Annotated in this window: 19 protein-coding genes; 10 read left to right on the top strand and 9 right to left on the bottom strand. The window is 48.3% G+C overall.

Annotation, left to right across the window (positions count from 1 at the left end; genetic code table 11):
* Positions 1 to 192: 192 nt before the first annotated feature.
* Positions 193 to 957 (bottom strand): cyclic nucleotide-binding domain-containing protein, encoded by a 765-nt coding sequence (locus tag C8D98_RS07340; protein WP_132873433.1) that lies wholly within the window; start codon positions 955 to 957, stop codon positions 193 to 195.
* Between the two features lie 339 nt (positions 958 to 1,296).
* On the opposite strand from C8D98_RS07340, the gene C8D98_RS07335 reads away from it, so the two are divergent.
* From C8D98_RS07335 to C8D98_RS07325, 3 genes are read left to right on the top strand one after another with little or no spacing between them, the layout of a single operon-like run.
* Entirely contained in the window at positions 1,297 to 2,403 is a 1,107-nt protein-coding gene (locus C8D98_RS07335) for a class II glutamine amidotransferase domain-containing protein (protein WP_132873431.1), read from the top strand.
* Positions 2,391 to 4,031 (top strand): glutamate synthase-related protein, encoded by a 1,641-nt coding sequence (locus C8D98_RS07330; protein WP_132873429.1) that lies wholly within the window; start codon positions 2,391 to 2,393, stop codon positions 4,029 to 4,031. The genes C8D98_RS07335 and C8D98_RS07330 overlap by 13 nt, the downstream gene beginning before the upstream one ends.
* 13 nt (positions 4,032 to 4,044) lie before the next feature.
* Positions 4,045 to 6,378, top strand: a complete 2,334-nt coding sequence (locus C8D98_RS07325; protein ID WP_132873427.1) for an FAD-dependent oxidoreductase — start codon at positions 4,045 to 4,047, stop codon at positions 6,376 to 6,378.
* A 227-nt stretch (positions 6,379 to 6,605) separates the two neighbouring features.
* Here the strand turns inward: C8D98_RS07325 and C8D98_RS07320 are convergent, their stop codons facing one another.
* A complete protein-coding gene (locus tag C8D98_RS07320; protein ID WP_132873425.1) occupies positions 6,606 to 7,064 on the bottom strand; it encodes a glycoside hydrolase family protein in 459 nt (152 codons plus the stop codon).
* Positions 7,065 to 7,323: 259 nt separating this feature from the next.
* Entirely contained in the window at positions 7,324 to 10,914 is a 3,591-nt protein-coding gene (gene nifJ, locus C8D98_RS07315; protein WP_132873423.1) for a pyruvate:ferredoxin (flavodoxin) oxidoreductase, read from the bottom strand.
* Positions 10,915 to 11,060: 146 nt separating this feature from the next.
* On the opposite strand from nifJ, the gene C8D98_RS07310 reads away from it, so the two are divergent.
* The 7 genes from C8D98_RS07310 (at position 11,061) to C8D98_RS07280 (ending at position 16,964) form a co-directional block, all read left to right on the top strand.
* Complete coding sequence (locus C8D98_RS07310; protein WP_132873421.1) at positions 11,061 to 11,837, top strand: MlaE family ABC transporter permease; 777 nt, start codon at positions 11,061 to 11,063, stop codon at positions 11,835 to 11,837.
* Positions 11,834 to 12,349 (top strand): P-loop NTPase family protein, encoded by a 516-nt coding sequence (locus C8D98_RS07305; RefSeq protein ID WP_132873419.1) that lies wholly within the window; start codon positions 11,834 to 11,836, stop codon positions 12,347 to 12,349. Before C8D98_RS07310 ends, C8D98_RS07305 begins: the two co-directional genes overlap by 4 nt.
* Complete coding sequence (locus C8D98_RS07300; RefSeq protein ID WP_132873417.1) at positions 12,322 to 13,350, top strand: MlaD family protein; 1,029 nt, start codon at positions 12,322 to 12,324, stop codon at positions 13,348 to 13,350. Before C8D98_RS07305 ends, C8D98_RS07300 begins: the two co-directional genes overlap by 28 nt.
* Positions 13,347 to 14,021 carry a hypothetical protein gene (locus C8D98_RS07295; RefSeq protein ID WP_132873415.1) on the top strand — a complete coding sequence of 225 codons (675 nt, stop codon included), beginning with the start codon at positions 13,347 to 13,349 and terminating at the stop codon, positions 14,019 to 14,021. The genes C8D98_RS07300 and C8D98_RS07295 overlap by 4 nt, the downstream gene beginning before the upstream one ends.
* A 125-nt stretch (positions 14,022 to 14,146) precedes the next feature.
* Complete coding sequence (locus tag C8D98_RS07290; protein WP_132873414.1) at positions 14,147 to 14,485, top strand: P-II family nitrogen regulator; 339 nt, start codon at positions 14,147 to 14,149, stop codon at positions 14,483 to 14,485.
* A gap of 30 nt (positions 14,486 to 14,515) precedes the next feature.
* Positions 14,516 to 15,925: a type I glutamate--ammonia ligase gene (glnA, locus tag C8D98_RS07285; protein ID WP_132873412.1), complete on the top strand. Its 1,410-nt coding sequence runs from the start codon at positions 14,516 to 14,518 to the stop codon at positions 15,923 to 15,925.
* A gap of 220 nt (positions 15,926 to 16,145) precedes the next feature.
* Positions 16,146 to 16,964: an MBL fold metallo-hydrolase gene (locus tag C8D98_RS07280; protein WP_132873410.1), complete on the top strand. Its 819-nt coding sequence runs from the start codon at positions 16,146 to 16,148 to the stop codon at positions 16,962 to 16,964.
* On the opposite strand, the gene C8D98_RS07275 is transcribed toward C8D98_RS07280, so the two are convergent.
* The 6 genes from C8D98_RS07275 to modD form a co-directional block, all read right to left on the bottom strand.
* Entirely contained in the window at positions 16,961 to 18,517 is a 1,557-nt protein-coding gene (locus tag C8D98_RS07275; RefSeq protein WP_132873408.1) for an ABC1 kinase family protein, read from the bottom strand. The genes C8D98_RS07280 and C8D98_RS07275 overlap by 4 nt on opposite strands.
* A gap of 1 nt (position 18,518) precedes the next feature.
* Complete coding sequence (locus C8D98_RS07270; protein WP_132873407.1) at positions 18,519 to 18,794, bottom strand: hypothetical protein; 276 nt, start codon at positions 18,792 to 18,794, stop codon at positions 18,519 to 18,521.
* 13 nt (positions 18,795 to 18,807) lie between these two features.
* The gene (locus C8D98_RS07265; protein WP_132873405.1) at positions 18,808 to 20,640 is read right to left on the bottom strand and encodes an ABC-F family ATP-binding cassette domain-containing protein; all 1,833 of its coding nucleotides are present in this window, start codon (positions 20,638 to 20,640) and stop codon (positions 18,808 to 18,810) included.
* Positions 20,641 to 20,728: 88 nt separating this feature from the next.
* Positions 20,729 to 21,025, bottom strand: a complete 297-nt coding sequence (locus C8D98_RS07260; protein ID WP_132873403.1) for a hypothetical protein — start codon at positions 21,023 to 21,025, stop codon at positions 20,729 to 20,731.
* Between the two features lie 114 nt (positions 21,026 to 21,139).
* Complete coding sequence (locus C8D98_RS07255) at positions 21,140 to 22,546, bottom strand: PhoH family protein (RefSeq protein ID WP_132873402.1); 1,407 nt, start codon at positions 22,544 to 22,546, stop codon at positions 21,140 to 21,142.
* 86 nt (positions 22,547 to 22,632) lie between these two features.
* Positions 22,633 to 23,469: a ModD protein gene (modD, locus tag C8D98_RS07250; protein WP_132873400.1), complete on the bottom strand. Its 837-nt coding sequence runs from the start codon at positions 23,467 to 23,469 to the stop codon at positions 22,633 to 22,635.

Below are 23,469 nucleotides of genomic sequence, written 5' to 3'. Positions count from 1 at the left end.
AATGCAAAGGTAGAGTATGGGGCGGGTTTTGTCAATATAATACAGCAGACACATAAAGAGCGGAAGTTGTGAGAAAGACCGTGTCTCTGCGAGCCGATTTATCGGCGTGGCAGTCTCATAACGTTTGTCGCCCTGAACCGTTGAGATTGCCACAGCCCTTACAGGGCTTCGCAATGACGAAGTCTATGATATTCAGCAATACGAAAGCCTTTTCATCTGTTCCCTGAAACGCTCCGTGTCAACCTCGATGATGATCCTGTTCGGTTCGCCCTCTTTAAGCTCGTGGGTTTTGTCCGTCAGGTTCTCGCCCTCTTCGGGGTTTATCTCAACAATGTTTATCTCGGCGGGAAAAACTATCTTATTGAATATTCTCAGAGCCTTAAAGTTATAGATAGCCTCGGTTATCTTCCAAAGTTCAAGGGAAGACCTGTCGAACAGTTCCTTAATGTCCACAGTGACCTCGCAGACTTTCTGAGACCAGTCCACCCTGCTCTCAATATAATGTCCGACAACCAGCATCACACGGGATTGATAGTGGGTCGAAGCTGAGATATTAAGCTCATTGAGCCTCTCAGCATAATTTTTTAAGACACGGTATGTCAGTTCGGAAGTACTGAACAGCCCCCTGATGAACATCTGATTCGGGCATTCCAGAGCCAGAAGTGCCAGAGATTTCGCTTTAACCGTTGCCGAGCGTTTATTATTCTCAAGAAAAGCACCCATTTCACCGACGATATCCCCGCCGCCCAGAACAGCCAGACGGTTCTCATTGCCGAACCTGTCAACCCTGACAACCTCTGCCTCTCCGCTGAGCAGGATATACACATGGTTAGCATACTCACCCTGACGTATGACACAGTCATCTTTCTCAAATTTTTTCAGTTTTCCATAGTTTTTAAAAAGATTGGTTATTTCCTGATTCACTTTAAGCGAGAATCCGGGCTTCTTCCTGTCCATAAATCACCCTCAGATGCATATTCCAGATTGTAGCTCCAATCAGAAGATACCGAAAGCAAAAATACATCAAAACCACCCGAAAGATCAGATAACCATAAAAATATAACAAAAAAATTAAAATAAATCTGACCAACTAAGATATTTATACCTTTTAAACTAAGTTTATAAGCTTATTAAAAAAACCTTTATACAAGAGACTCTCAGCACCACAGGAATCAAACATACACTCATATTTTCAGCATAACATTATTTTGTTATGCTTTTTGACCAATATTCCTAACTATTGAATTATTGACTTTTGTTTTTGTTCATTTTATAAGGTTGTAACGGAGGTAGAGTATGTGCAGAATAGGAGCAATCAAATCCAGAAACTACATACACCCCTCAAAGGCTCTTCAACTGATGAGATCTCAGCAGAAAGGGCACGATAATTCAGGCTTTGCTATGGTTATGCAGGACTTGGGAGGCAGATTTGCCAACTACAAGGAACTGCCCATCCTTTCCATGGCATGCACTGATGAGGGAGTGAAAATCGCAGAGGACATCCTTCACGAGGCCGGTTTCAGCCGTGTGATGCAGTGGAGTCCGGAGATCAACGAACAGGCGGGACTGAAGATAGAACCGATGCCTAATTATGTCTTTCAGGTTCTCCACTATCCCAAAAGCTATAAGTATGCACCGGCAAGCGAGAAGGAAGAGCTTCTTGTTGATATCCGCCTGCAGATAAGGGAGGCGCTGGAAGAAACGAACGACGGCTACGTCTATTCTTTCTGGCCGGACGTTCTCACCCTTAAAGAGATCGGCGATCCTACGGACATAGGAACATACTTCAACCTCTGGGAAGAGGACGAAGACTTCACAGCGAAGATAATCACCGCCCAGTGCCGTCAGAACACAAACTATGACATTGTACGCTATGCGGCTCACCCTTTCTTTCTGGAAGGTTATACAGCCCTTGCCAACGGTGAGAACACTTTCTATGAAAAGAACAAGAACTTTCAGAAAGGGCTTTACAAAGGATATATCGGGTTCGAGTCAGATTCGCAGTGTTTCCTTTATACACTGCACTATATCCACAAGATCCTCAAATGGCCCCTTCAGTATTACAAACATACAGTAACCCCCCTCCCTTATGACGTAGCAGAAAAACGTGAAGACCACGCAATCCTCCAGAACATCAGAGCAGTTCTCAGCAACCTTGAGCTTAACGGCCCGAACACCATAATCGCCGTTCTGCCCGACGGAACCATGCTTAACACCTGCGATGCGAAAAAACTCCGCCCCGTTGTGATAGGCAGAACAGCCGATACAGCGGTGATCTCATCCGAGGTGACAGGTCTGAACGAGATACTCCCCGATCGTGACTGGACAGAGGACATCTACACACACGAAAGGGAGATGATTGTTATCAACAACGATCTGGAGGTGGAAAGATGGCAACAATGAAAGTAAACCAGATATCCAGAGACGATCTGGACTGGCAGATACAATACAACACCGACAGATGCACCTTCTGCGGAAAATGCGTTGCGGCATGCCCCTTCAAGGCCATTGAGGCCGGCGTTGAAAAACGCAGAAAGGTCATAAGCGACCATTTCACACCCGAACCCAAGGTTCAGTTCAAAACAATTCCCGTTATCAGACAGACCGTCGGCGAACATACCTTCTGCCGCGGCTGCGGAATCTGCGAAAGGGTGTGCCCCAACGAGGCTATCAAGCCCGTTCGCAATGAGGATTCCAGATTCGGCGTAAAATACCGTGCGACACTGGCCGACCCCTTCAAAAGAGGCGGACGCTCAAACCTCGCCACAGAAAAACGTACACTTGATAAGATAAAGGTCGGACGTATCTCCCAGATGACCGACCCCTCACTGGATGCCTCCAGACACACATTCGACATGCTGGCTCCCTTCGGGCGAATCCTGCCCGCAGACGAGATGCCTTTCGATGTTGTGGACGGCAAACTGGTGATGAACAGAACTACCCCCAAGGTAAACTGGATATACCCCATAATCGTGGGCGACATGTCCATCGGTGCGCTCTCATGGCGTATGTGGGAGGCTATGGCCATCGCCGTTGCCTACCTTAACGAGGAAGTCGGTCTGCCCGTGCGCATGTGCTCCGGCGAAGGCGGCGTGCCCATCAGGCTGCTGAAATCCAGATACCTTAAATATATGATCCTCCAGATAGCTTCCGGTCACTTCGGCTGGAACCGTATCGTCAACTCCATGCCCCATATGCAGGAACTCCCCGGCGGCGTTCTCATAAAGATAGGTCAGGGAGCTAAACCCGGTGACGGCGGTCTGCTTCAGGCGAAAAAAGTCGCTTCTCACATCTCCGAGATAAGAGGTGTTCCGAAGGCCGACCTCCTGAGCCCCCCCAACCATCAGGGTCTCTACTCAATTGAGGAGAGCGTTCAGAAGATGTTCCTGTCTCTGAACTCAGCGTTCAAGTTTCAGGTGCCCGTGGCTATCAAAGTTGCGGCAAGCGCAACCTCCGTTTCCGTTTACAACAACCTTCTGCGTGACCCCTACAACATCGTGGGCGGTTTCTTTGTGGACGGTCTGGCGGGCGGAACAGGTGCCGCCAACGAAATATCCCTCGACCACACAGGTCACCCCATCGTGTCCAAACTGCGTGACTGCTACAATGCGGCCGTGCATCAGGGCAAACAGGGTCAGATACCTCTCTGGGCGGCAGGCGGACTGGGCGCAAACTGGAACCTTGCGGCGGATGCCTTCAAAATGATGGCTCTGGGCGCAAACGGCGTGTTCACAGGAAAACTGATGCTCCAGATAGCCGGATGTGTCGGCAACGACCACGGCAAGTGCAACGCATGCAACACGGGTCTCTGCCCCGTGGGTATCTGCACACAGAACCCCACTCTGGTCAAGCGTCTTGACATCGACAAGACAGCCGAGCAGATAGTCAACTACTTCATCGCCACAGACAACGAGCTGAAAAAGATGCTTGCTCCCATAGGCAACAGCTCTCTGCCCGTCGGCCGCTCAGACTGCCTCATCTCAGTCGACAGAGCAGTAGCTGAAAGACTTAACATTCAGTATTCATGTTAAGAAGGGGGAAGAGATGAGCGTTAAAACAGCAAAAATTCAAGGTATTATTGACGGGAAAAGGGTCTCCACCCAGAACCTGCTCAAAAGCGTATATGAGAAACTGGACGAAGGCATCACCGAGTTTGAGGTGGAGGCTTCCGGTCAGCATAACATCGGCGGCCCCCTCTGGACAACAGACGGAACACCGCTGAAGTTCACAGTAAAAAACCCCGGCCAGCGTGTCGGCTCCATGGGTATGCCCGGAACGGAGATTACAATCAACGGTTCCGCACCCGCCGATGTGGGCTGGCTGAACGCAGGCGCAACCATCATCCTGAAAGGTGACGGCGGCGACACCACCGCACACTGCGCCGCATCCGGCAAGATTTACGTTGCAGGCAGAACCGGAACACGTTCCGGCGCACTGATGAAACATGACCCCAAGTTCCCCGCTCCTGAGTTCTGGGTGCTTAAAACTGTCGGCTCGTTCAGCTTCGAGTTCATGGGCGGCGGCTATGCAGTTGTCTGCGGTCTCGGCGGCGAACAGCTCCCCTCAGTTCTGGGCGACAGAGGATGCGCAGGAATGGTTGGGGGCACGGTTTATGTCAGAGGCAGCGTAAGAGGCCTTGCAGAGGACGTGTGGCTGATGGAGCTTGACGACAGCGACAAGGATTTCCTGCTGTCCGGTCTGCCCGAATTCCTCGGTAAAATTGAGAGAACCGATGCTCTGGATCTGCTCTCCGACATGTCTCAGTGGAAAAAGATAGTTCCCAAGACATACGAGGAGAAAAAGGTCAAATCCCTTATGTCCACGAGAGATTTCCGTCTGGACAAATGGGTTGAGGGCGGAATATTCGGCGACCTCATTCAGGAAGACTACTATGTGGCAAAATATGTTGAAACAGGCGATCTGAGACTGAAATATCCCGAATGGCAGAACGCCAGATATTCAGCCCCCTGTGAATACAACTGCCCCGTTTTCATCCCCACACAGAAGCGTATCGCACTGCTTCGTCAGGGAAAAATAAAAGAAGCTCTGGAACTGGTGCTGGAATACAGCCCTTTCCCCGCTTCCGTCTGCGGACAGGTATGCCCCAACCTTTGCCAGGACATCTGCTCCCGTAAAAAGGTTGACATCCCCGTTAAGATCAAACAGCTCGGTCAGATGAGCAAAGAGGCCGATATCGCCTTCACAGCTCCCGAAAGGACTGAGAAAGTGGCTATAATCGGATCCGGTTCAGCAGGCCTCACAGCCGCATGGCACCTGCGCAAGCTCGGCTATCAGGTCGACGTTTACGAGCAGGACAGCGTCATCGGCGGAAAGCTGAAACAGGTAATTCCCAACGAGCGTCTGGCTCAGGAGATACTGCAAACCGAGATCAAACGCATTCTCGACAAGGGTGTCAACGTCAAAACCGACACTAAGGTCGACAAGGCACTCTTTGATAAACTGCGCAGCGACTACAGCGCTGTTATAGTTGCCATAGGCGCACACGTTCCCGTAGTCATCCCCTTCGAAGGGCACGAAAGACTCGTAAAAGGTCTGGACTTCCTGAAAGAAGTTAACAAAGGACTTAAACCCAAAGTGGGAGAAAAAGTTGTTGTTATCGGTGCGGGCAACGCCGCTATGGACGTTGTTATAGGCGCATATGAAATGGGTGCGAAAGAGGTTACGGCCATCGACATCCAGAAACCCGCCGCCTTCGAACACGAGATGGAACACGCCAGAAAACTCGGCGCAAAGATTCTCTGGCCTGTCTACACCCAGAAGGTCACAGAAGAAGGGGTTTTGACTAAAGACGGCAAACTTATCCCCGCTGATACTGTTATAATCGCAATCGGCGACCGCCCCGACTTCTCCTTCATCGACAAGTCATGGGCAAACGAAAAGGGATTTGTAAAGCTGAACGAATATCTCCAGTGTGAAGCTGACGAGAAAGTATTCGTTACAGGCGACGCCATCAAGCAGGGACTTTTCACCCACGCTCTTGGCGACGGACGCAAAGCAGCCATCAACGTGGACAGACTTATCAACGGCCGCAAGCTGAATAAGTTTGAAAAAGCACCCGTTATACCTCAGGACAAGGTGAGAGACGAATACTACCACCCCCTGAACCCCCAGCGTGTTGCCGAGCTTGAAGCGGAAGGCGAAACTGAAAGATGTATGAGCTGCGGTTTCTGCCGTGACTGCTCATTCTGTCTGGAGGTTTGCCCCGAACAGGCCATCACACGCAAACAGACTCAGGACGGCAAGTTTGAGTACGTTTCCAACCCTGCAAAATGCATCGGCTGCGGAATCTGCGCCGGAGTATGCCCCTGCGGTGTCTGGACAATGTACGAAATGACCGAAAAATATATCGAAAGCTAAAAATGGCATTTCTGATACAACAGATGTGGAAGATTGCGTCGCTGCGCTCGCAATGACGGTAGTTTTAAGTCACTGCGAGGAAGCCCTCAGGCTGACGCGGCAGTCTTCCAAGATAAGAATAATCGACTAACTAAGCCCCGCAAATGCGGGGCTTTTTTTGAATGGGATCCTTCGGTTATACCTCAGGATGACGATTTGTCATTCTGAGTGAAACGAAGAATCTCTATCTACTTAATTTCCTGCCAGACCCCTGTTTCCATCTGCTGCACATTCGTCCGCCCTCTTCTGCCCGACTGCGTGTACCATTTGCTGTTCACCATCTCCTGCGAAGCACCCTTAAAGTTACCCTTATCAAGGTTATCCAGCATCTTTTTAAACGCTTTGAACCCTTTGATGCCAAGCTGATATATCATGTCGATAACGACAGCCTGTCTGGCTTCGTTAAGTGTCTTAAAGAACGGAAACGCCTCAGCTTCCTTCATGCATCTCTGAAAATCTTTCACGATCAGCCTGTCCGCCATCTCTTTTGAAAACCCTTTCGCAAGTATCTCAGTGATATCGGATACCGAAAAACCTCTGTCCTCGTAATTGTAGCCGAAACCGATCGTCCATTTCTTCGCCGTGCACTGATAAGGCTTGTCGCTGTAGCCCTCATAGTCTTTGATACGCTGAATTATCTTCTCCATAACCCTCTCCTGTTTAAAAGTCTGAGGATTATAGCGAAATATGCTGAATGATATGATTAAGGCGGATACACGCTGTAATTCGGGATGTTTATTCGTCATTTATTTCTGCATGCACAGAACCTGCTAAAGCGACGGGCTGACTAAACCTGGGAGACTGCTTCACTGCGTTCGCAGTGACGAGAAATGATTATTTTTTTGAGGACAACGAAGAAATGCGAAGACAAAAAAAGGGCGGTTCCGAAGAACCGCCCCTCACTTATTACTTCTCTTCGATAGAGCAATCTACCTTAGCCAGTTCCTGATACAGTTTGAGTCTCTGACGGGACTTCATATCAGCAAACTTGACGATGGCATCTGCCTTGTCGGGGAACATTTTCTGAACCACACGGAATCTGTTCTCAGTAGCCATGAAGTCTTTAAGAGACATTGTGGGTTCTTTGCTGTCGATGGTCAGGGGGTTTTTGCCCTGTTCACGAAGCTCAGGGTTGAAGCGGAACAGCGGCCAGTAGCCGGAAGCCACAGCTTTTTTCTGTGCTTCAACGCCTTCGGTCATGTTGATACCGTGAGCGATACAGTGTGAGTATGCGATGATGATTGAAGGACCATCATGAGCTTCCGCTTCAACAAAGGCTTTGATAACCTGTGCGGGGTTGGCCAGAGCAACTCTGGCAACATATATGTGTCCGTATGTCATGCATATCATGGAAAGGTCTTTCTTCTCAGCAGCTTTACCGGAGAATGCGAACTTCGCCTGTGCGCCGATGGGGGTAGACTTGGAAGCCTGACCGCCTGTGTTCGAGTAAACTTCGGTATCCAGAACCAGAACATTGATGTTCTCGCCGGAAGCCAGAACGTGGTCGAGACCGCCGTAGCCGATGTCATACGCCCAGCCGTCACCGCCGACAACCCATACTGATTTCTTAACCAGATAGTCAGCGATTGAGATAAGGTTTTTAGCATCGGAATCGGAAACGCCTGCGAGAGCGGCTTTGAGTTTTTCAACTCTTGCTCTCTGAGCTTCGATCTGGAGCTGGTCTTTCTGCTCGGCAGTTTTTATCTCAGCAACAAGAGCGGCATCCAGTTTGTCTGCCAGTCTGTCCAGCAGTTCCAGAGCCATAGAGTTGAACTTGTCAACTGTCAGTCTCATACCGAAACCGAACTCTGCGTTGTCTTCGAACAGAGAGTTTGACCAGGCGGGGCCTTTGCCGTCACATCTTGTAGTGTAAGGCGTGGTGGGCAGGTTACCGCCGTAGATTGATGAACAGCCTGTTGCGTTGGCGATGAGTGCTCTGTCACCGAACAGCTGAGCAAGCAGTTTGATGTAGGGAGTTTCGCCGCAGCCTGCGCAAGCTCCGGAGAACTCGAACATGTGGGGAGCAAGCTGTGAACCCTTGAGAGTTGCCTTGTTGTATTTTTCGTTGGGCAGCTCGGGCAGTGTCAGGAAGAAATCGAAGTTTTTGATCTCCTGATCTCTGATGGTGAGCTGGTTGACCATATTGATGGCCTTGTGTTCGGGGTTTGTCTTGCTTTTTGCGGGGCAGTTGTAAACACATGCGCCGCAGCCTGTACAGTCTTCAGGAGCAACCTGAACTGTAAACTTCATTCCGTCGAACTCTTTGCCTTTTGCGTCCATTGATTTGAATGAAGCGGGGGCTTTTGAAAGTTCGGATGCGGGATATACCGATGTACGGATGGCAGCGTGCGGACAAACGAATGAGCAGATAGCACACTGGATGCAAAGTTCTGAGTCCCACTCAGGTATGTTGATGGCGATGTTACGTTTTTCAAACTTGGCAGTTCCCGTGGGGAAAGTTCCGTCGTTGGGAAGCTGGCTGACCTTCACCTCGTCGCCTCTCATAGCCACCAGCATGCTTGTGGTGTCTTTAACGAAATCTGTGGCGGAAGGATCGGTTATGCAGTTGTTGATAAGGGGGAACTCGATGGCTTCGCCGGAAACCGCTCCGCCCTGACCGGGGTATTTAACTTCCTGAAGGCCTGTTGAGCCGGCATCCACAGAGTCGTTGTTCATTTTAACGACTTTTTCGCCGTATCTGCCGTAGGTCTTCTTGTTAGCGTCTTTGATAGCTCCGATAACAGTGTCGAAATCGACGATGTTGGAGATTTTGAAGAATGCGGTCTGAAGGATAACGTTATAGCGTGAACCGAGACCGATCTTCTCGGCAAGATCAACAGCGTTGATGGTGTAAACCTTTGCCTGTTTTGCGACTATCTGCTTCTGAACAACAGCGGGGATGTGCGCCCAGATCTCGTCAGCTGAATACTGGCTGTTGAGCAGGAAAGTTCCGCCGGGTTTCAGATATTTCAGCATATCGTATTTGTCGAGGAAAGAGAAGTTGTGGCAGGCCACAAAATCTGCTTTCTGAACCAGATAGGAGCTTTTTATATTTCTTTTTCCAAAGCGCAGGTGAGATGTTGTCATTGAACCCGCTTTTTTGGAGTCATAAACAAAGTAAGCCTGAACAGTGTTGTCCGTCAGATCGCCGATGATCTTTGCGGAGTTCTTGTTCGCGCCGACAGTACCGTCGGAACCGAGACCGAAGAACATAGCGTTGAAAACGTCGTCCTGAGGAGTCAGCCAGTTTTCGTCATAGTTAAGGCTGAGACCGGTAACGTCGTCCATGATACCGACTGTGAAACCGTTCAGAGGCTCGTTTGCATCAAGGTTATCGAAAACAGCCTTGACCATAGCAGGGGTGAACTCTTTAGAGCCCAGACCATAGCGGCCGCCGACTATAATAGGATAGCCGTCGAAGCTGAACATCTTCTTCTGCATAGCTTCGCCGATTGCAGTGCGGACATCAAGATACATGGGTTCGCCGATTGAACCGGGTTCTTTTGTTCTGTCAAGAACAGCTATTTTCTTAACTGTCTTGGGAAGAGCGGCAATGAACTGGTCAAGGGGGAAGGGTCTGTAAAGTCTTATCTTAACAAGACCGACCTTCTCGCCGCATGCGTTCATATATTCGATGGCCTCTTCCGCAACGTCTGCACCGGAGCCCATGATAACCAGAACTTTTTCGGCATCGGGTGCGCCGAAGTAGTCAACCAGTTTGTAGGAGCGTCCTGTCATTTTTGCAAACTTGTCCATCTGAGACTGAACGATTGCAGGGAAAGCCTGATAGAACTTGTTGACCGTCTCCTTCGCCTGGAAGAAAACGTCGGGGTTCTGTGATGTACCTTTAATAGTGGGTGTATCGGGATTAAGAGCACGTTTTCTGTGGGCGATCACAAGATCGTCACAGATCATCTCTTTCATCTCTTCTTTTGTAAGTTCGATGGTTGTGCGAAGCTCGTGTGAGGTTCTGAAACCGTCGAAGAAGTGGAGAACGGGAACTCTGCCTTCAAGTGCGGCAGCCTGAGAAATAAGTGCGAAGTCCATAACCTCCTGAGGGTTGTTGGACGCAAGCATTGCCCAGCCGGTCTGACGGCAGGCCAGAACGTCCGAGTGGTCGCCGAAGATTGAAAGGGCGTGTGTTGCAAGCGCACGGGCGGAAACATGGAAAACCGTGGGAGTAAGCTCACCTGCGATTTTGTACATGTTGGGGATCATCAGCAGAAGACCCTGAGACGCTGTGAATGTTGTTGTCAGCGCACCTGCGGAAAGAGCACCGTGCACAGCACCGGATGCGCCGCCCTCGGACTGCAGTTCCACAACCTTGGGAACACTGCCCCATATGTTGGTTTCGCCCACAGCGGACTTTTCATCGGATATCTCGCCCATTACTGAAGAAGGGGTAATAGGATAGATAGCAATTACTTCGTTTGTCGCATGTGCAACGTGTGCGGCGGCGGTGTTGCCGTCGATAATCACTTTTCTGTTTTCAGCCATACCGTTCACTCCTGTAAAATTTAAGAATAAGCTCTTATTCGATGTTATTAAAAGTTAAAAGACTGTTTTACTATACATTTTTTCAATATCGCAGTCAACTAGATTTCTTGTTTTCTTCGCCAATAGAATGATATATAATCTGATTTATGAAACATTTCATAACAGCACTAGGACAAAAAGCCATAGCGTCGGTTCATTTTTTTATCGGCTACTTCTGGTTTACGGTTTCATTTTTCAAAGGGTGTTTTAATCCGCATATCCTCTATCCCTCTGTACAGCTTGTGTTTCTTCGCCAAATATATTTCACGGGCGTTCAGATACTTCCGATGTTCACAATTGTTTCCGTCGCACTGGGGCTCGCTCTCGTCGGCGGGCTTACAAACTTTATGGTGCAGTTCGGAGCACAGGATGCAGTGGGTCAGGTTCTTGTTTCCGTAACCATCAAACAGCTTGCTCCCGTAGTAACAATGATACTTTTAACACTAAGAACCTCGACAGCTGTCACCGCCGAAATTGCCCTGATGAAGATGAACAGAGAGATAGAAACACTTAAGTCGCTGTCAATTGACCCTTTTGTCTATCTTTACATACCAAGGATAGTCTCCGGAATCGTCTGTTTATCCGCCCTTTCCATCTTCTTTGTCTACATCTCAATAATAGGCGGATACCTTATATTAAGTTTTAATCTCAATATATCATTCGATTTCCTGATAACTACGATCTTCGACGCCTTTACTTTTAACACACTATTGGTTTTTGTTATAAAAGTAATACTTGGCGGTTACTTTCTCATGTCAATTCCCATATACACCGCTCTGCAGGCAGGAAATGCGGTAACGGAAATACCTATAGCACTACTCAGAGGAATGCAGCGCCTTTTTTATGCCATCATAGTTGTTGAGATCATCGGAGTTTTCCTATGAACAACTACCTTATATATTATGACGACAAAGATATCATGCAGACGTGGCTGGACAGCCTCACCGATCTTGCCCAGAAACAGCGCATCGGCCTGGTGTCCTCCTTTTTTCCCATAATAGGAAACCTGTCGGTGATTGAAAATATCCTGCTTCCGGCGGCGTACCACCACAGGATGAGCTATTCGGAGGGACTCCGAATGGCAGGACAGGATCTGGAAAGATACGGACTGACAGACCACCTGCACCTGAGAAGCAACGAACTGAACGATTTTGAAAAGATGATAGTCAAATACTTACAGGTTAAATATCTCAAAGCGGAATGGACTGTCTTTTTCAGCCCCAGACGCATGTTCATTGCGGAATATGAAGAGAAATTCCATCAATTTTTACGCTGTGAAGATTTGAAAAAATCGGTTATCATTGACCATGAGAACCACAGGCATCTTTTTGACGATATGAACGATTACACAGAAAAGGATTTTAACACATGGGTGACCCAAGATTTAAGAATATAGAGTTTAAAGTCGGTTTGTTTATTTTTGCATCCCTCATAATGTTCTTCGTGTTCCTGATTGGCTTTCTTGTCACTCAGAACTTCTTCATGTCAAAAGTTAAAGTGGTATTCATCTCCGAATCGGGAGAAGGCCTCAGCAAAAGTATGCCCGTTATGTATTCCGGCTTTCAGATAGCCAAGGTATACAGCATTGAACTGCGGGACGACGGTCTGGTGGAACTGCGTGCGAAGATACCCGAAAAATACAAAAAATGGGTCAAACCTGAATCCGAAGCAAAAATTCAGGCCCAGGGTGTGATAGGCGCAAACGCCATAGTTCTGAGCGGCGGACTTGACTCCAAAAACGATATTGACGACGGACAGACCTATAAACTGAAAAGGGAACAGGCCATAGCCGATCTTATAAAGAAATTCGAACCCATGCTGGACAACGTACGCAACATCCTTGTCAACGTTGATAAAACCACAACATCCGTTGCCGACAAGAGACAGAGCATAGAAGACCTGATGCAGGGGCTGGGCGACCTCGGCGGGGACGTTTCCAAAAAGCAGGGATCAGTGGGATTTCTCACCCGCTCGGACTACCTGAAGAACGAAGTGAAAGCTATCATGGACAGGCTGGCTGTCGCTCAGGAGAATCTGATAGAGATAACCAACAAGGTTGATACTGCCGTGGCAGGGGTAAACAACAGAGTTGACGAAACTCAGCCCGCCATAAAACACCTCGATGAAGGCATAGTCGCCATCAAAGAGGGAGCGGAGGATATCGGCAAGCTGGCACGCAACATTGACGACACTGTGACCAAGCTCCAGAAGACCGTCAACAATGCCAATAAGATATCCACTGACGTATCCGAAACCACAACTAACCTGAAAGACCTCCGTCAGCAGACGGATGATATACTGAACACATCCAACAGGGTGCTTCTGAATCTGGAGGAGAAATGGCCGTTCAACAGCTCCACTTCCAGAAAGGCAAACGAGAAGGTGCTGCTGCCATGAGAAACCTTTTAATAGTCACAGCTATTTCCCTGCTGATGTTATCATGTTCCGGCAAGCCCAAAAGCTCACCCGACTTCCTCTACGGAAGCAGATATTACAACGTTTATATGGAAAACTACCTGAAAGGCGAACCGAAAGTTGCTGAAAGCTATTTCTATAAAGCCGAGGCGCAGTTCCGCAGGGTGGATTCACTCTGCAACCTCTCAAGGCTCTATCTCGGACGTTATGTCCTTGAAGAGGGACAGGAGGATGCAGCAGTTCTGGAAATGGCTAAAAAGTATGCAGCTCTCGGACAGTGTCAGGAGGAGGCAGAAAGCGTGCTCTACCTGAGCGGACAGGCGCACGACAGAGATAAACTTCCTGAACCTTTCAGAACCATAAGCGGAGCCACACCCGAAAAACTGGCCTCCGCCGCAGAAAGCTCTAAGTTTGACGACGTCACAAAAACAAGACTGTTGAGAAAAGCCGCCATTGACTATATAATGGACAGTCCCGCCCTTTCTGAGGAACTCGCCGAAAAAGCTCTGGCCATCGACAAATATCACGGCTGGAGCCTTAATCTGCTGCGAGACCTCATAATTATCAAGAACGCCCGCATAAGGCAGGGCAAAAACGCAGAAGACATAATAACCAGAATTGAACTCGTTAAATCAGTCATGGTTAAAAAATAAGCAAATAGTGCCCATTAATTGACCATTCATGGAAATGTCATATCTATGAAAGCCCTTTCCTGACAGGGTTCTCAGTTTGGCATAGCGATTGCTCTCTATTGATGTGCTCACAACGGAGGTATAAGGTGAAAAAGATTGAAGCTGTCATCAAACCTTTTAAACTGGACGATGTCAAAGAAAAACTGACAGAAATCGGAATCAGAGGTATCACAATAAGCGAAGTCAAAGGCTTCGGAAGACAGAAAGGCCACACTGAACTCTACAGAGGTGCCGAATATGTCATCGACTTTATCCCCAAGATAAAGGTCGAAGTCGTTGTGTCTGACGAGCTTGTTGCTCAGGCTGTCGAAGTTATTCAGGAAGCAGCGAAAACAGGCCGCATCGGCGACGGCAAGATTTTCATCTTCTCCATTGATGAAGTGATCCGTATCCGCACAGGCGAAACAGGCGAAAACGCACTTTAATCCAAAATATATATATCCTATGGAGGCAATATGACACCGAAAGATGTTCTTAAGATGATTAAAGACAACGGGATCAAAATGGTTGACATGAAGTTCACGGATTTCCTTGGCACATGGCAGCACACCACAGTCCCCGCACATATGGTTGACGAAGATTTCTTCGAAAACGGTATGGGCTTTGACGGCTCTTCCATCCGCGGATGGCAGGCAATCAACAACTCTGACATGATCATGGTTCCGGATCCCTCAACTGCTAAGCTCGAGCCTTTCGCTGAGCTGCCGATCCTCTACATGATCTGCAACATCTTCGACCCGATCAGCAAAGAACCCTACTCAAGAGACCCCAGAAACATCGCTAAAAAAGCGGTTAAATATCTTCAGTCCACAGGTATCGCTGACACTGCATACTTCGGACCCGAAGCTGAATTCTTCCTTTTCGACAACATCCAGTTCGACTATACAAGAAACACCGGATACTTCTTCATCGATTCTGAAGAAGGCGACTGGAACACAGGCGCAGACGGCGTTAACCTTGGTTACAAAGTTGCTAACAAGGGCGGATATTTCCCCGCTCCTCCCGTTGACTCTCTTTGGGACATCCGTAACGAAATGGCTATGACAATGGAGTCACTCGGCCTCGTTATCGAAAACTCTCACCACGAAGTTGCGACAGGCGGCCAGTGCGAAATCGACATGAAGTTCGAAGAAATGCTGAAAATGGCTGACCAGCTGATGACTTTCAAATACGTTGTAAGAAACGTAGCAAGAGCTCACGGCAAAACCGCAACTTTCATGCCCAAGCCTATTCACGGCGACAACGGTTCCGGTATGCACGTTCACCAGTCACTCTGGAAAGACGGCAAACCTCTGTTCGCTGGCGAGCAGTATGCAGGAATGAGCGAAATGGCTCTTTACTACATCGGCGGTATCATCAAACACGCCAACACTATCGCTGCTTTCACCAACCCTACAACTAACTCTTACAAGAGACTTGTACCCGGATTCGAAGCTCCCGTTTCTCTGGCTTACTCCTCCAGAAACAGATCAGCTTCCATCAGAATCCCCATGTACTCTCCCTCTCCCAAGGCTAAGCGTATTGAGGTCAGATTCCCTGATCCTCTCTGCAACCCCTATCTGGCGTTCTCCGTTATGCTTCTTGCAGGTCTTGACGGTATCCAGAACAAAATCGATCCGGGCGAGCCTATGGACAAAAACCTGTACGACCTCGATCCTATCGAGCTGTCTGCAATTCCCCAGATGCCCTCTTCTCTTGCGCAGTCTATCAATGCGCTTGAAAAAGACCACGACTTCCTGCTTAAAGGCGACGTTTTCACAGAAGACGTTATCGCAAGCTGGATCGAGTACAAGAGAGCAAACGAGATCTCTGCCATCGACAGCAGACCTCACCCCTACGAGTTCAAACTCTACTTCGACGCTTAATAAGCAAGTCGGAACAAATATTAAAAAGGCGTCTTCGGACGCCTTTTTTGTTGCGCTGATACAAATAATTATAAACCTGCCAATGCGGCGAACTACCTGAACTTGGAAGACTGCTTCACCTGCGTTCGCAGTGACGCAGTTTAGGGTCTTTCTGAGCGCAGCGAAGAATCTCATGCTCTTGTGACGTGAAATATATCCATGAGTATGCTATAATCCCCACATGGAAATACGAATCATAACAGACAACTACACCGACAGCCTCGGACTTCTGGCCGAGCACGGCTTCTCATGCCTCATAAAAGTCAAAGACAGAACAATCCTCTTCGACACAGGACAGGGCGAAGGGTTCATCAATAACATCAGGCTCATGGACATAAGAAAGGCGGACGCAATCGTCCTTTCCCACGGGCACTACGACCACACCGGCGGGCTTTCAAAACATCTGGCTGAGTGCGCTGAGATTTCAAAAGATATATACGCCTCAAAATACGTCTTCGACAACCACCTGAAGATGGACGACGGCAAGACCTATGACTTCATAGGTTTCGGCGGCCAGAGGTCTGAGGTCGAACGCAGATTCAGGCTGCATCTGAACACGGAGATGACAGAGATTTTTCCGGACATCTTTCTTTCGGGAACCATCGAGCGGAGTTTTGAATTTGACTCCGACGGCAAACTCTATGCAGAGATAGACGGAGTAACAGCCAAAGACAGGTTCAGAGACGAACAGTATATGATAATCAGGGACAACGATGGCATACACCTCATAACCGGATGCACCCACTGCGGCCCTGAAAACCTTATAAACCATGCAAAAAAGCTGTTTCCTGAGCAAAAGATACTATCTCTCACAGGCGGACTGCACCTGTTCCGCTCTGACGGAAGCTACACCGAAAAGGTAATTTCAGTCCTCAGAAACGAAGATATAAAGACCATAGCGACCGGACACTGCACAGGTATCGATGCGGTGTTTGCCATGAAGAAGGCTCTTGGCGACAGAGTGCATTTCACAAAGGCAGGAATGAAGATAAGCTTTTAAAGCGAAAAGATGATTTTAAGCGAGCCTGCGGCATACAGGATATACGAGATATATTCGTGATGGGGGATCTGTGAACCCTGAACGAAGAACGCAGTTACTATTATGAGAATACCTGCGAATATGGGTCTCAGATATTTTTTCAGAGCCAGTTTCAATGACTCCTTGTCCTCCGGCGAAATATGCACCTCCAGGTTGTTTCCGCTAAGGTCGTTTATTACCTTCTTAACCTTTTTAAAAGTCAGCGGCAGTTCCAGAGTCTCACGTTTCGCAGTCTCCCAAAGTCCGTCTGTAAAACCGAGAGCTTCGGGCATGCGTTCTTTCAGAATGGGCAGAATATCTTTTATTCCGTTGAAGTTTTCAATATAGTTAGTGCCGAGTCCTTCAATGATGGAGCTCATGCGCATCAGATAAACGGCCTCCTGCGGCAGTTTATACGGCACTTTTTTCAGTGAATCCATCAGTGCGAAAGCAAGCGACTGCATGCTCTGCGCCGAAAGGGCGTTGTTGTCCAGTATGTCGAAAACCTGCTCCGCAAGATCCTGCAAACCGAACTCCGGCGCATCAATGGAGATTATCCCCAGCTTCTTAGCACACTTGATATATTCCTCAAAATCCCTTTCGTTGGCGGCTTTCACCAGCGAGATGATATTCTGTCTGGTCTTTGAGGGGATCCTCTGCACCATACCGAAATCCAGCAGCACAAGCTCTCCGTCTTCCGTCACCAGAAGGTTGCCCGGATGCGGGTCGGCATGGAAAAAGCCCTTGATGAACGACTGGTCAACATAGAAATTCACCAGTTTTACCATAAGCTTTTCGAAGCTGATATTCAGCTTTCTGAGGTTCTCCTTGTCGTCAAACCTGTATCCCCGCTCAAACGACATCACAAGCGCATCGGAGCAGGAGCATTCCGGATAACCCATTGGGAATCGCACACCGCTGTTCGGGTAAAGCTCCCAGAATTTCTGGAGGTTCAGAAGCTCGATATTCAGGTCGACCTCTTTCATTATCATGCGGCTGAACTCAACGATAACGGCATCCAGAGAGTTCTTTGTGTTCTCGGAGAACATGGGGCGGAACAGCTTCTGGAAAAAGTCCAGAATGCGGATATCGGCTTTTATGACGTTTTCAATGTCATATCTGCGCAGTTTGACAGCAACCTCTGTTCCGTCGATAAGCAGAGCCCTGTGCACCTGCCCGATGGAAGCACTTGCTATTGGTTTCCTGTCGAAATCCCTGAAACAAATCCGCCCGCCGAACGCTCTTTGATATATCTTATCAAAGTCCGCAGGGGACATGGGCGGAATCTCGTCGTGGAGCTGACGCAGATAGAACAGATATTCATCCGGAAAGAAATCCGCACGGGTGGCCAGAACCTGAGCCAGTTTGATAAAGCTCGCACCGAGATTGTTGATCTTGCTTTTGAGTTTTTCGGGGGACAGAGGCTTGATGAACAGAAAACTCTTGCTCCCCCTGATAATCAGAAAAACGGTCAGGATAACCCTGAAAACATGGTACACCCTGACCGGAGAATAGTATCTTATGAAATTCCGCAAGTTATTTGTCGTTGATCATCTTTTTCAGTTCTTCGATGTCCTCTTTGGTGGCAAGCCCCATTTCGGACAGCGCATCTTTCACAACATTTTTAAACTTCTCGCTGAACTCCTTCTCTTCCTCTTTCGCTTTCTTTTTTGCCTTAGCCAGAAACTCAGCCTGCTGTTCCCTTGTTATCTTGCCCTTTTCGGCAAGCTCCTTGATCTCTTCCTCGATCTTCTCTTTCGCAATAAGCGCAGAACCCAGTCCCAGATAAAAAAGGTCTTTGATGTCAGCCATTTTATCCTCCGTTTCAGCCAAGCTGATTTAGTTTTTCCTCATATTCGGCAGTGAGTGTCTCCAGTTTTTCGGAAACTTCCAGAAACTCCTCAAGCAGATCGTCCACTCTTTTTTTGGCTTCGTCCAGTTCCTTTGAGAGCTTCATTATCTCCGCCGGGTCACCCTTTGACGATGCCTCTATAAGTCCCGTATTTAAAATCTCTATCTTATTCTCAATAAGTGCAATATCTTTTTCAAGCCTGTCGTGTGCATCCTGAATGGGTTTCAAAACTTTTCCTTTCTCAGCAACGATTTCCGAGCGAAGTTTTCTCTGTTCCTTTTTGCTGTTGGCAGAAACCTGAACAGAGGGCTTGTCGGAAAACTCCTCCTGCCAGCCCACCTTCTCCAGAAACTCCTCATATCCGCCCTCGAAAACCTCTATGGTGTCGTTGCGGAACACTATCAGCCTTTCGGCTATGGCGTTCAGGAACATCTCGTTGTGGGTGACCATTACCACTGTTCCCTTGAACTGGTCGATGGCCTCAAGGAGCGAGTCGCACGACTGCATGTCAAGGTGGTTGGTCGGTTCATCCAGAAACAGTATGTTTGAAGGCTGGAGGATTGCCTTTGCCAGCATAACACGGCTCTTTTCGCCTCCGGACAGCACAGCTATCTTTTTAAGGGCGTCGTCACCTGAAAACATCATGGTTCCAGCGGCGTCTCTGGCTTTCTGCCTGTCGATGGAATAATCCACCTCGATAAGCTCCTGCTCTATTGTGTTTTGCAGGCCGAGCCTCTGAACGTTTGTCTGCTCATAAACGGCGGGTTTCAGCTGGGCATGGAACGCAACCTCGCCGCTGTCGGGTTCGGAGATGCCGCAGAGCAGTTTCAGCAGGGTGGTTTTACCCTTTCCGTTCTTACCTATTATACATATTTTTTCACCCGCACCGATGGTTACGGTAAAGTTTTTTATTAGCGGAGCAGATTTATCATAGCCGAACGTAACGTTTCTGGCATTTATAAGCTCTTTCGCCCTGATGTCGGTATAGTTGAAGCAGAAGTCAAGGTCTTCGATGTTCTCCAGTTTGTCCTTCTGCACCATCTTCTCAAGCATTTTGACACGGGACTGGACACGGCTTGCAAGACTGGCTTTGGATTTGAAGCGGGTTATGAAAAGCTCCACCTCTTTGCGTCTCTGCTCGTCGTTCTGGCGGGTCTTTTCATATATCTCTTCATCTTTGGCTATCTGCTCATAGAACTTGCCTGTGTCGCCCTTTATTTTGCGAATCTGAAGACGGTGGATGCCCAGAGTATGGGTGACAACCCTGTCCATGAAAGATCTGTCGTGGGTGATGAGCATCAGCTCCCCTTTCCACTTTATGAGGAACTGCTCAAGCCACCTTATTGAAGTGATGTCAAGATAGTTGGTCGGTTCGTCCAGAAGGAGCATATCCGGCTCTGAAAGCAGAAGTTTTGCAAGGTTCAGACGCACCTGATATCCGCCTGAGAACTCAGAGGGGGACTTGTCCATATCCTCATCGGAAAAACCGAGACCGGAAAGTATCTTTTCCGCTTTCCAGACGTCGTCCTTCTCCGATTCCTTAAGGCCGGAAGCGGCCTCGTCTCTGGCTGTTTTATGTTTGAAATCTATTGTCTGTTTCAGATAACCCAGAGTATAGTTGCGGGGAACGCTGATTATTCCGTCGTCCTGCTCCTGCTCTCCGGTGAGAATACGCATCAGGGTGGTCTTTCCGTGGCCGTTTCTGCCCACCAACCCAACACGTTCGCCGGAATTTACTCTGAAACTGATATCTTTAAATAATGTCCTGGGTCCATAGCTTTTGGACAGGTTTTCAACGCTTAACACATTCGCCTCTTGGAGATTTTTTTATTGATTTAACACAAAGAGAGGGATGAAGGCAAAAGAAAAAGGGGAGGCTGACCTCCCCCGGTGATTATTTTATTTGTCTGACGTGGAACAGCTCGATAAGGCTCAGCTGATCCAGCAGAGCATAGAGTCTTTCGTCCCAAACGTTAACGTTGAGCGATACGCCGTCAACGTTGATTATCTTAATAAAAAAACCGATCACTGAAGAGACCATAGACAGAGAATCTTTAACATTGACAGTCAGATTCTTCGTCCCGTTGCTGATAAGCTGCTGGATCGTCATTTTGATCTCATTGTAGTGATCAAGTGATTTGATGTTTCCAAGAATCTCAACAGTATGGTTGTCGATGACCTTAATTTCCATGTCCCCGTCTCCGTTAATTTAACATTGTATGTATAAACCGCAGGAATAAACCGAATATGCCAAACCTGCTTCACATGTTCTATCACATGTCACAAAATATGGCAATACGGGTAATTACAGTATTTCTGCGGCTATTGTAGCCAGTCGGCTCCGCTCGCCTTTGTCCAGATAAATGGTTGATGCATGCTTATATCTGGCATAGGTAAATTTTTCCGAAGCGTTAACAAGTCCGTTATCCCTCTCGTTCAGATAGGGGTTGTCTATCTGCTTAAGGTCGCCTGTGAAAACCAGTTTGGAGTTGATGCCCGCTCTGGTTATGATGGTCTTTATCTCGTGGGGGCTGAGGTTCTGCGCCTCGTCAACCACAAGGAAGGTCTCCATCAGCGTGCGTCCTCTGATGTATGTCAGAGCCTCTATCTCAAGCATTTTGGAAGCCTTGAGATAGTCTATGGTTGCCTCATGCATCTGATTTTTGGAGAGGTATTCGTCTTTTACCTCGATCCTGCCCTTGTCCATCATGTAAACGATAAATTCCATGTTATCGTAGATGGGTTTAAGCCACGGATCGAGTTTTTCGTTTATGTTGCCGGGGAGATATCCGAGGTCACGCCCCATGGGGATGGGGGAACGGGTTACAACGAGTCTTTTATATCTGTCGTTGAGAACGGAATGAAGCCCCGCACAGAGTGCGAGAAGGGTTTTTCCAGTACCTGCGATACCTATTGCAAATACCACGTCGATGTCAGGGTCGAGCAGAGAATCCATGAGATAAATCTGCTTTCTGTTGGCGGGAGTGACGCCCAGAATGGGTTCGTTCTGGTGGAGCAGTTTGAAAGCTCCGTCCAGCGGGTTTCCGTTGCCGACATAGCGCACAAGGGCACTCTTCTGAGGGCTGATTTCACCTTTCAGGATGAAATATTCGTTCATTCTGGGGGCGAAAACCTCGCCGTCCTGCCTGCGCACGCCATCGGGAATAGGCAGTTCCTTCTCCTGATAGAGCGTGTTTATGTAGTCGTCCATAACGAACAGCGTGTCGTCAGACTGATCGATGAACGATGTGGTCTTTTCATGGTAATAGTCCTCGGCATCCAGCCCCACGGCGTTTGCCTTGATGCGCAGATTAACGTCTTTGGAAACGATTATCGTCTCCATTTTCGAATCCTGCTTGATCTGAAGAGCAGTAGCGAGGATTATGTTGTCGTTTTTGCTGAGGTCGAATCCTGCGGGGATAAGTCCTCTTGTCTTCTCATCCTGAAAGCGGATGGTGAATGTGCCGCCGGAATCGAGTTTGATGCCTTTCAGCAGATCGCCCTCTTTCTCCTCCCTGTACTTTTCCACAATACGGATGAAACTTCTGGCGTTATAGCCGTTCAGGTCAAGATTCTTTTTAAACGAATCCACCTCTTCCAGAACAACAGCGGGAAGAATTATGTTGTTGTTGTCGAATGTTTCGAGACAGTTGGGAGAGTAGAGGATAACGTTTGTGTCGATGATGAAGTTTTTGACTTTTTTTGATGCCATGCAGTAATACTCCGGTTAGGATTACGGAAAACTAAGAATAATATACCTGATAAACATATGTCAGGCAATACAAATAAACTTGACATCTAGCTTATGGATGCCTTTATGTCTGCGGGTTTTCCGAAGTACATCCACGAGGTTACGAGCATATCCGCCCCCGTTGCGGCATATTCTGCGGCGTTGTCGATGCTTATGCCGCCTGCGGCCAGAACTTTTACAGCCGGATTCAAAACCTTCACCAGCTTCACTGTCTCAGCCACCTGCGAAGGGGTCATTTTGTCCGTCTGAATGCTGTCCACACCCGCCTTAACTGCTTTTTCAATGTCAGAGAGCTTTTCAAGCTCTATTTCTATCTTCTTTTCAAGGCATTTCAGGCGTATTTCGGGCATTTTTTCAAGCAGAGCATCCAGTCCGCCGGCGTTGTCGTAGTGAGCAGAAAAAAACAGCACCGTCTCGGAAAGGCCAAGCCTGTGGGGGACTGCCCCGCCAGCCATCAGAGCCTGAACGGAGAGCCTGCGTGTGCCGGGAAAGGCTTTGCGTGTGCCGCTGACAACAATATCCGGATTGACGGCCTTTGCCGCCGTCACAAGTTTTTTAGTTCGTGTTGCTATGCCGGAGGAATATTCCATCAGGTTGAGAGACACCCGCCATCCTGTGTGCACAGCCTGCGGCGTTCCTTCCGCCTCGATGATAAGCTCTCCGGCAGAAACGCTGTCCCCGCTTCTGCGTGCAGAATGCACCTGACAGCCTGTCTTTTCAAGCACACGCACCGCCGCCTCGCATGCGCTCAGCGTAATGCTGTCCCTTGCGGTATATTTAATATTCAGCCTGTCTTTTGAAAAATCAGTGAGGGTGGTTGTCAGGTCTATGTAGGGGATATCCTCTTCTATCCATCTGTCTATATCATTTTCAGTGAAAAACAT

Source organism: Seleniivibrio woodruffii (assembly GCF_004339245.1).
Taxonomy (GTDB): Bacteria; Chrysiogenota; Deferribacteres; order Deferribacterales; family Geovibrionaceae; genus Seleniivibrio; species Seleniivibrio woodruffii.
Note: the sequence above shows the minus strand (reverse complement) of the source record. Positions and strands in the feature narration are given on the sequence as shown.

Excerpts from the sequence above, each read along its gene's own strand:
- C8D98_RS07340 (WP_132873433.1), bottom strand. The coding sequence starts at position 957 with ATGGACAGGAAGAAGCCCGGATTCTCGCTTAAAGTGAATCAGGAAATA.
- C8D98_RS07335 (WP_132873431.1), top strand. The coding sequence starts at position 1,297 with ATGTGCAGAATAGGAGCAATCAAATCCAGAAACTACATACACCCCTCA.
- C8D98_RS07330 (WP_132873429.1), top strand. The coding sequence starts at position 2,391 with ATGGCAACAATGAAAGTAAACCAGATATCCAGAGACGATCTGGACTGG.
- C8D98_RS07325 (WP_132873427.1), top strand. The coding sequence starts at position 4,045 with ATGAGCGTTAAAACAGCAAAAATTCAAGGTATTATTGACGGGAAAAGG.
- C8D98_RS07320 (WP_132873425.1), bottom strand. The coding sequence starts at position 7,064 with ATGGAGAAGATAATTCAGCGTATCAAAGACTATGAGGGCTACAGCGAC.
- nifJ (WP_132873423.1), bottom strand. The coding sequence starts at position 10,914 with ATGGCTGAAAACAGAAAAGTGATTATCGACGGCAACACCGCCGCCGCA.
- C8D98_RS07310 (WP_132873421.1), top strand. The coding sequence starts at position 11,061 with ATGAAACATTTCATAACAGCACTAGGACAAAAAGCCATAGCGTCGGTT.
- C8D98_RS07305 (WP_132873419.1), top strand. The coding sequence starts at position 11,834 with ATGAACAACTACCTTATATATTATGACGACAAAGATATCATGCAGACG.
- C8D98_RS07300 (WP_132873417.1), top strand. The coding sequence starts at position 12,322 with ATGGGTGACCCAAGATTTAAGAATATAGAGTTTAAAGTCGGTTTGTTT.
- C8D98_RS07295 (WP_132873415.1), top strand. The coding sequence starts at position 13,347 with ATGAGAAACCTTTTAATAGTCACAGCTATTTCCCTGCTGATGTTATCA.
- glnA (WP_132873412.1), top strand. The coding sequence starts at position 14,516 with ATGACACCGAAAGATGTTCTTAAGATGATTAAAGACAACGGGATCAAA.
- C8D98_RS07280 (WP_132873410.1), top strand. The coding sequence starts at position 16,146 with ATGGAAATACGAATCATAACAGACAACTACACCGACAGCCTCGGACTT.
- C8D98_RS07270 (WP_132873407.1), bottom strand. The coding sequence starts at position 18,794 with ATGGCTGACATCAAAGACCTTTTTTATCTGGGACTGGGTTCTGCGCTT.
- C8D98_RS07260 (WP_132873403.1), bottom strand. The coding sequence starts at position 21,025 with ATGGAAATTAAGGTCATCGACAACCATACTGTTGAGATTCTTGGAAAC.
- C8D98_RS07255 (WP_132873402.1), bottom strand. The coding sequence starts at position 22,546 with ATGGCATCAAAAAAAGTCAAAAACTTCATCATCGACACAAACGTTATC.
- modD (WP_132873400.1), bottom strand. The coding sequence starts at position 23,469 with ATGTTTTTCACTGAAAATGATATAGACAGATGGATAGAAGAGGATATC.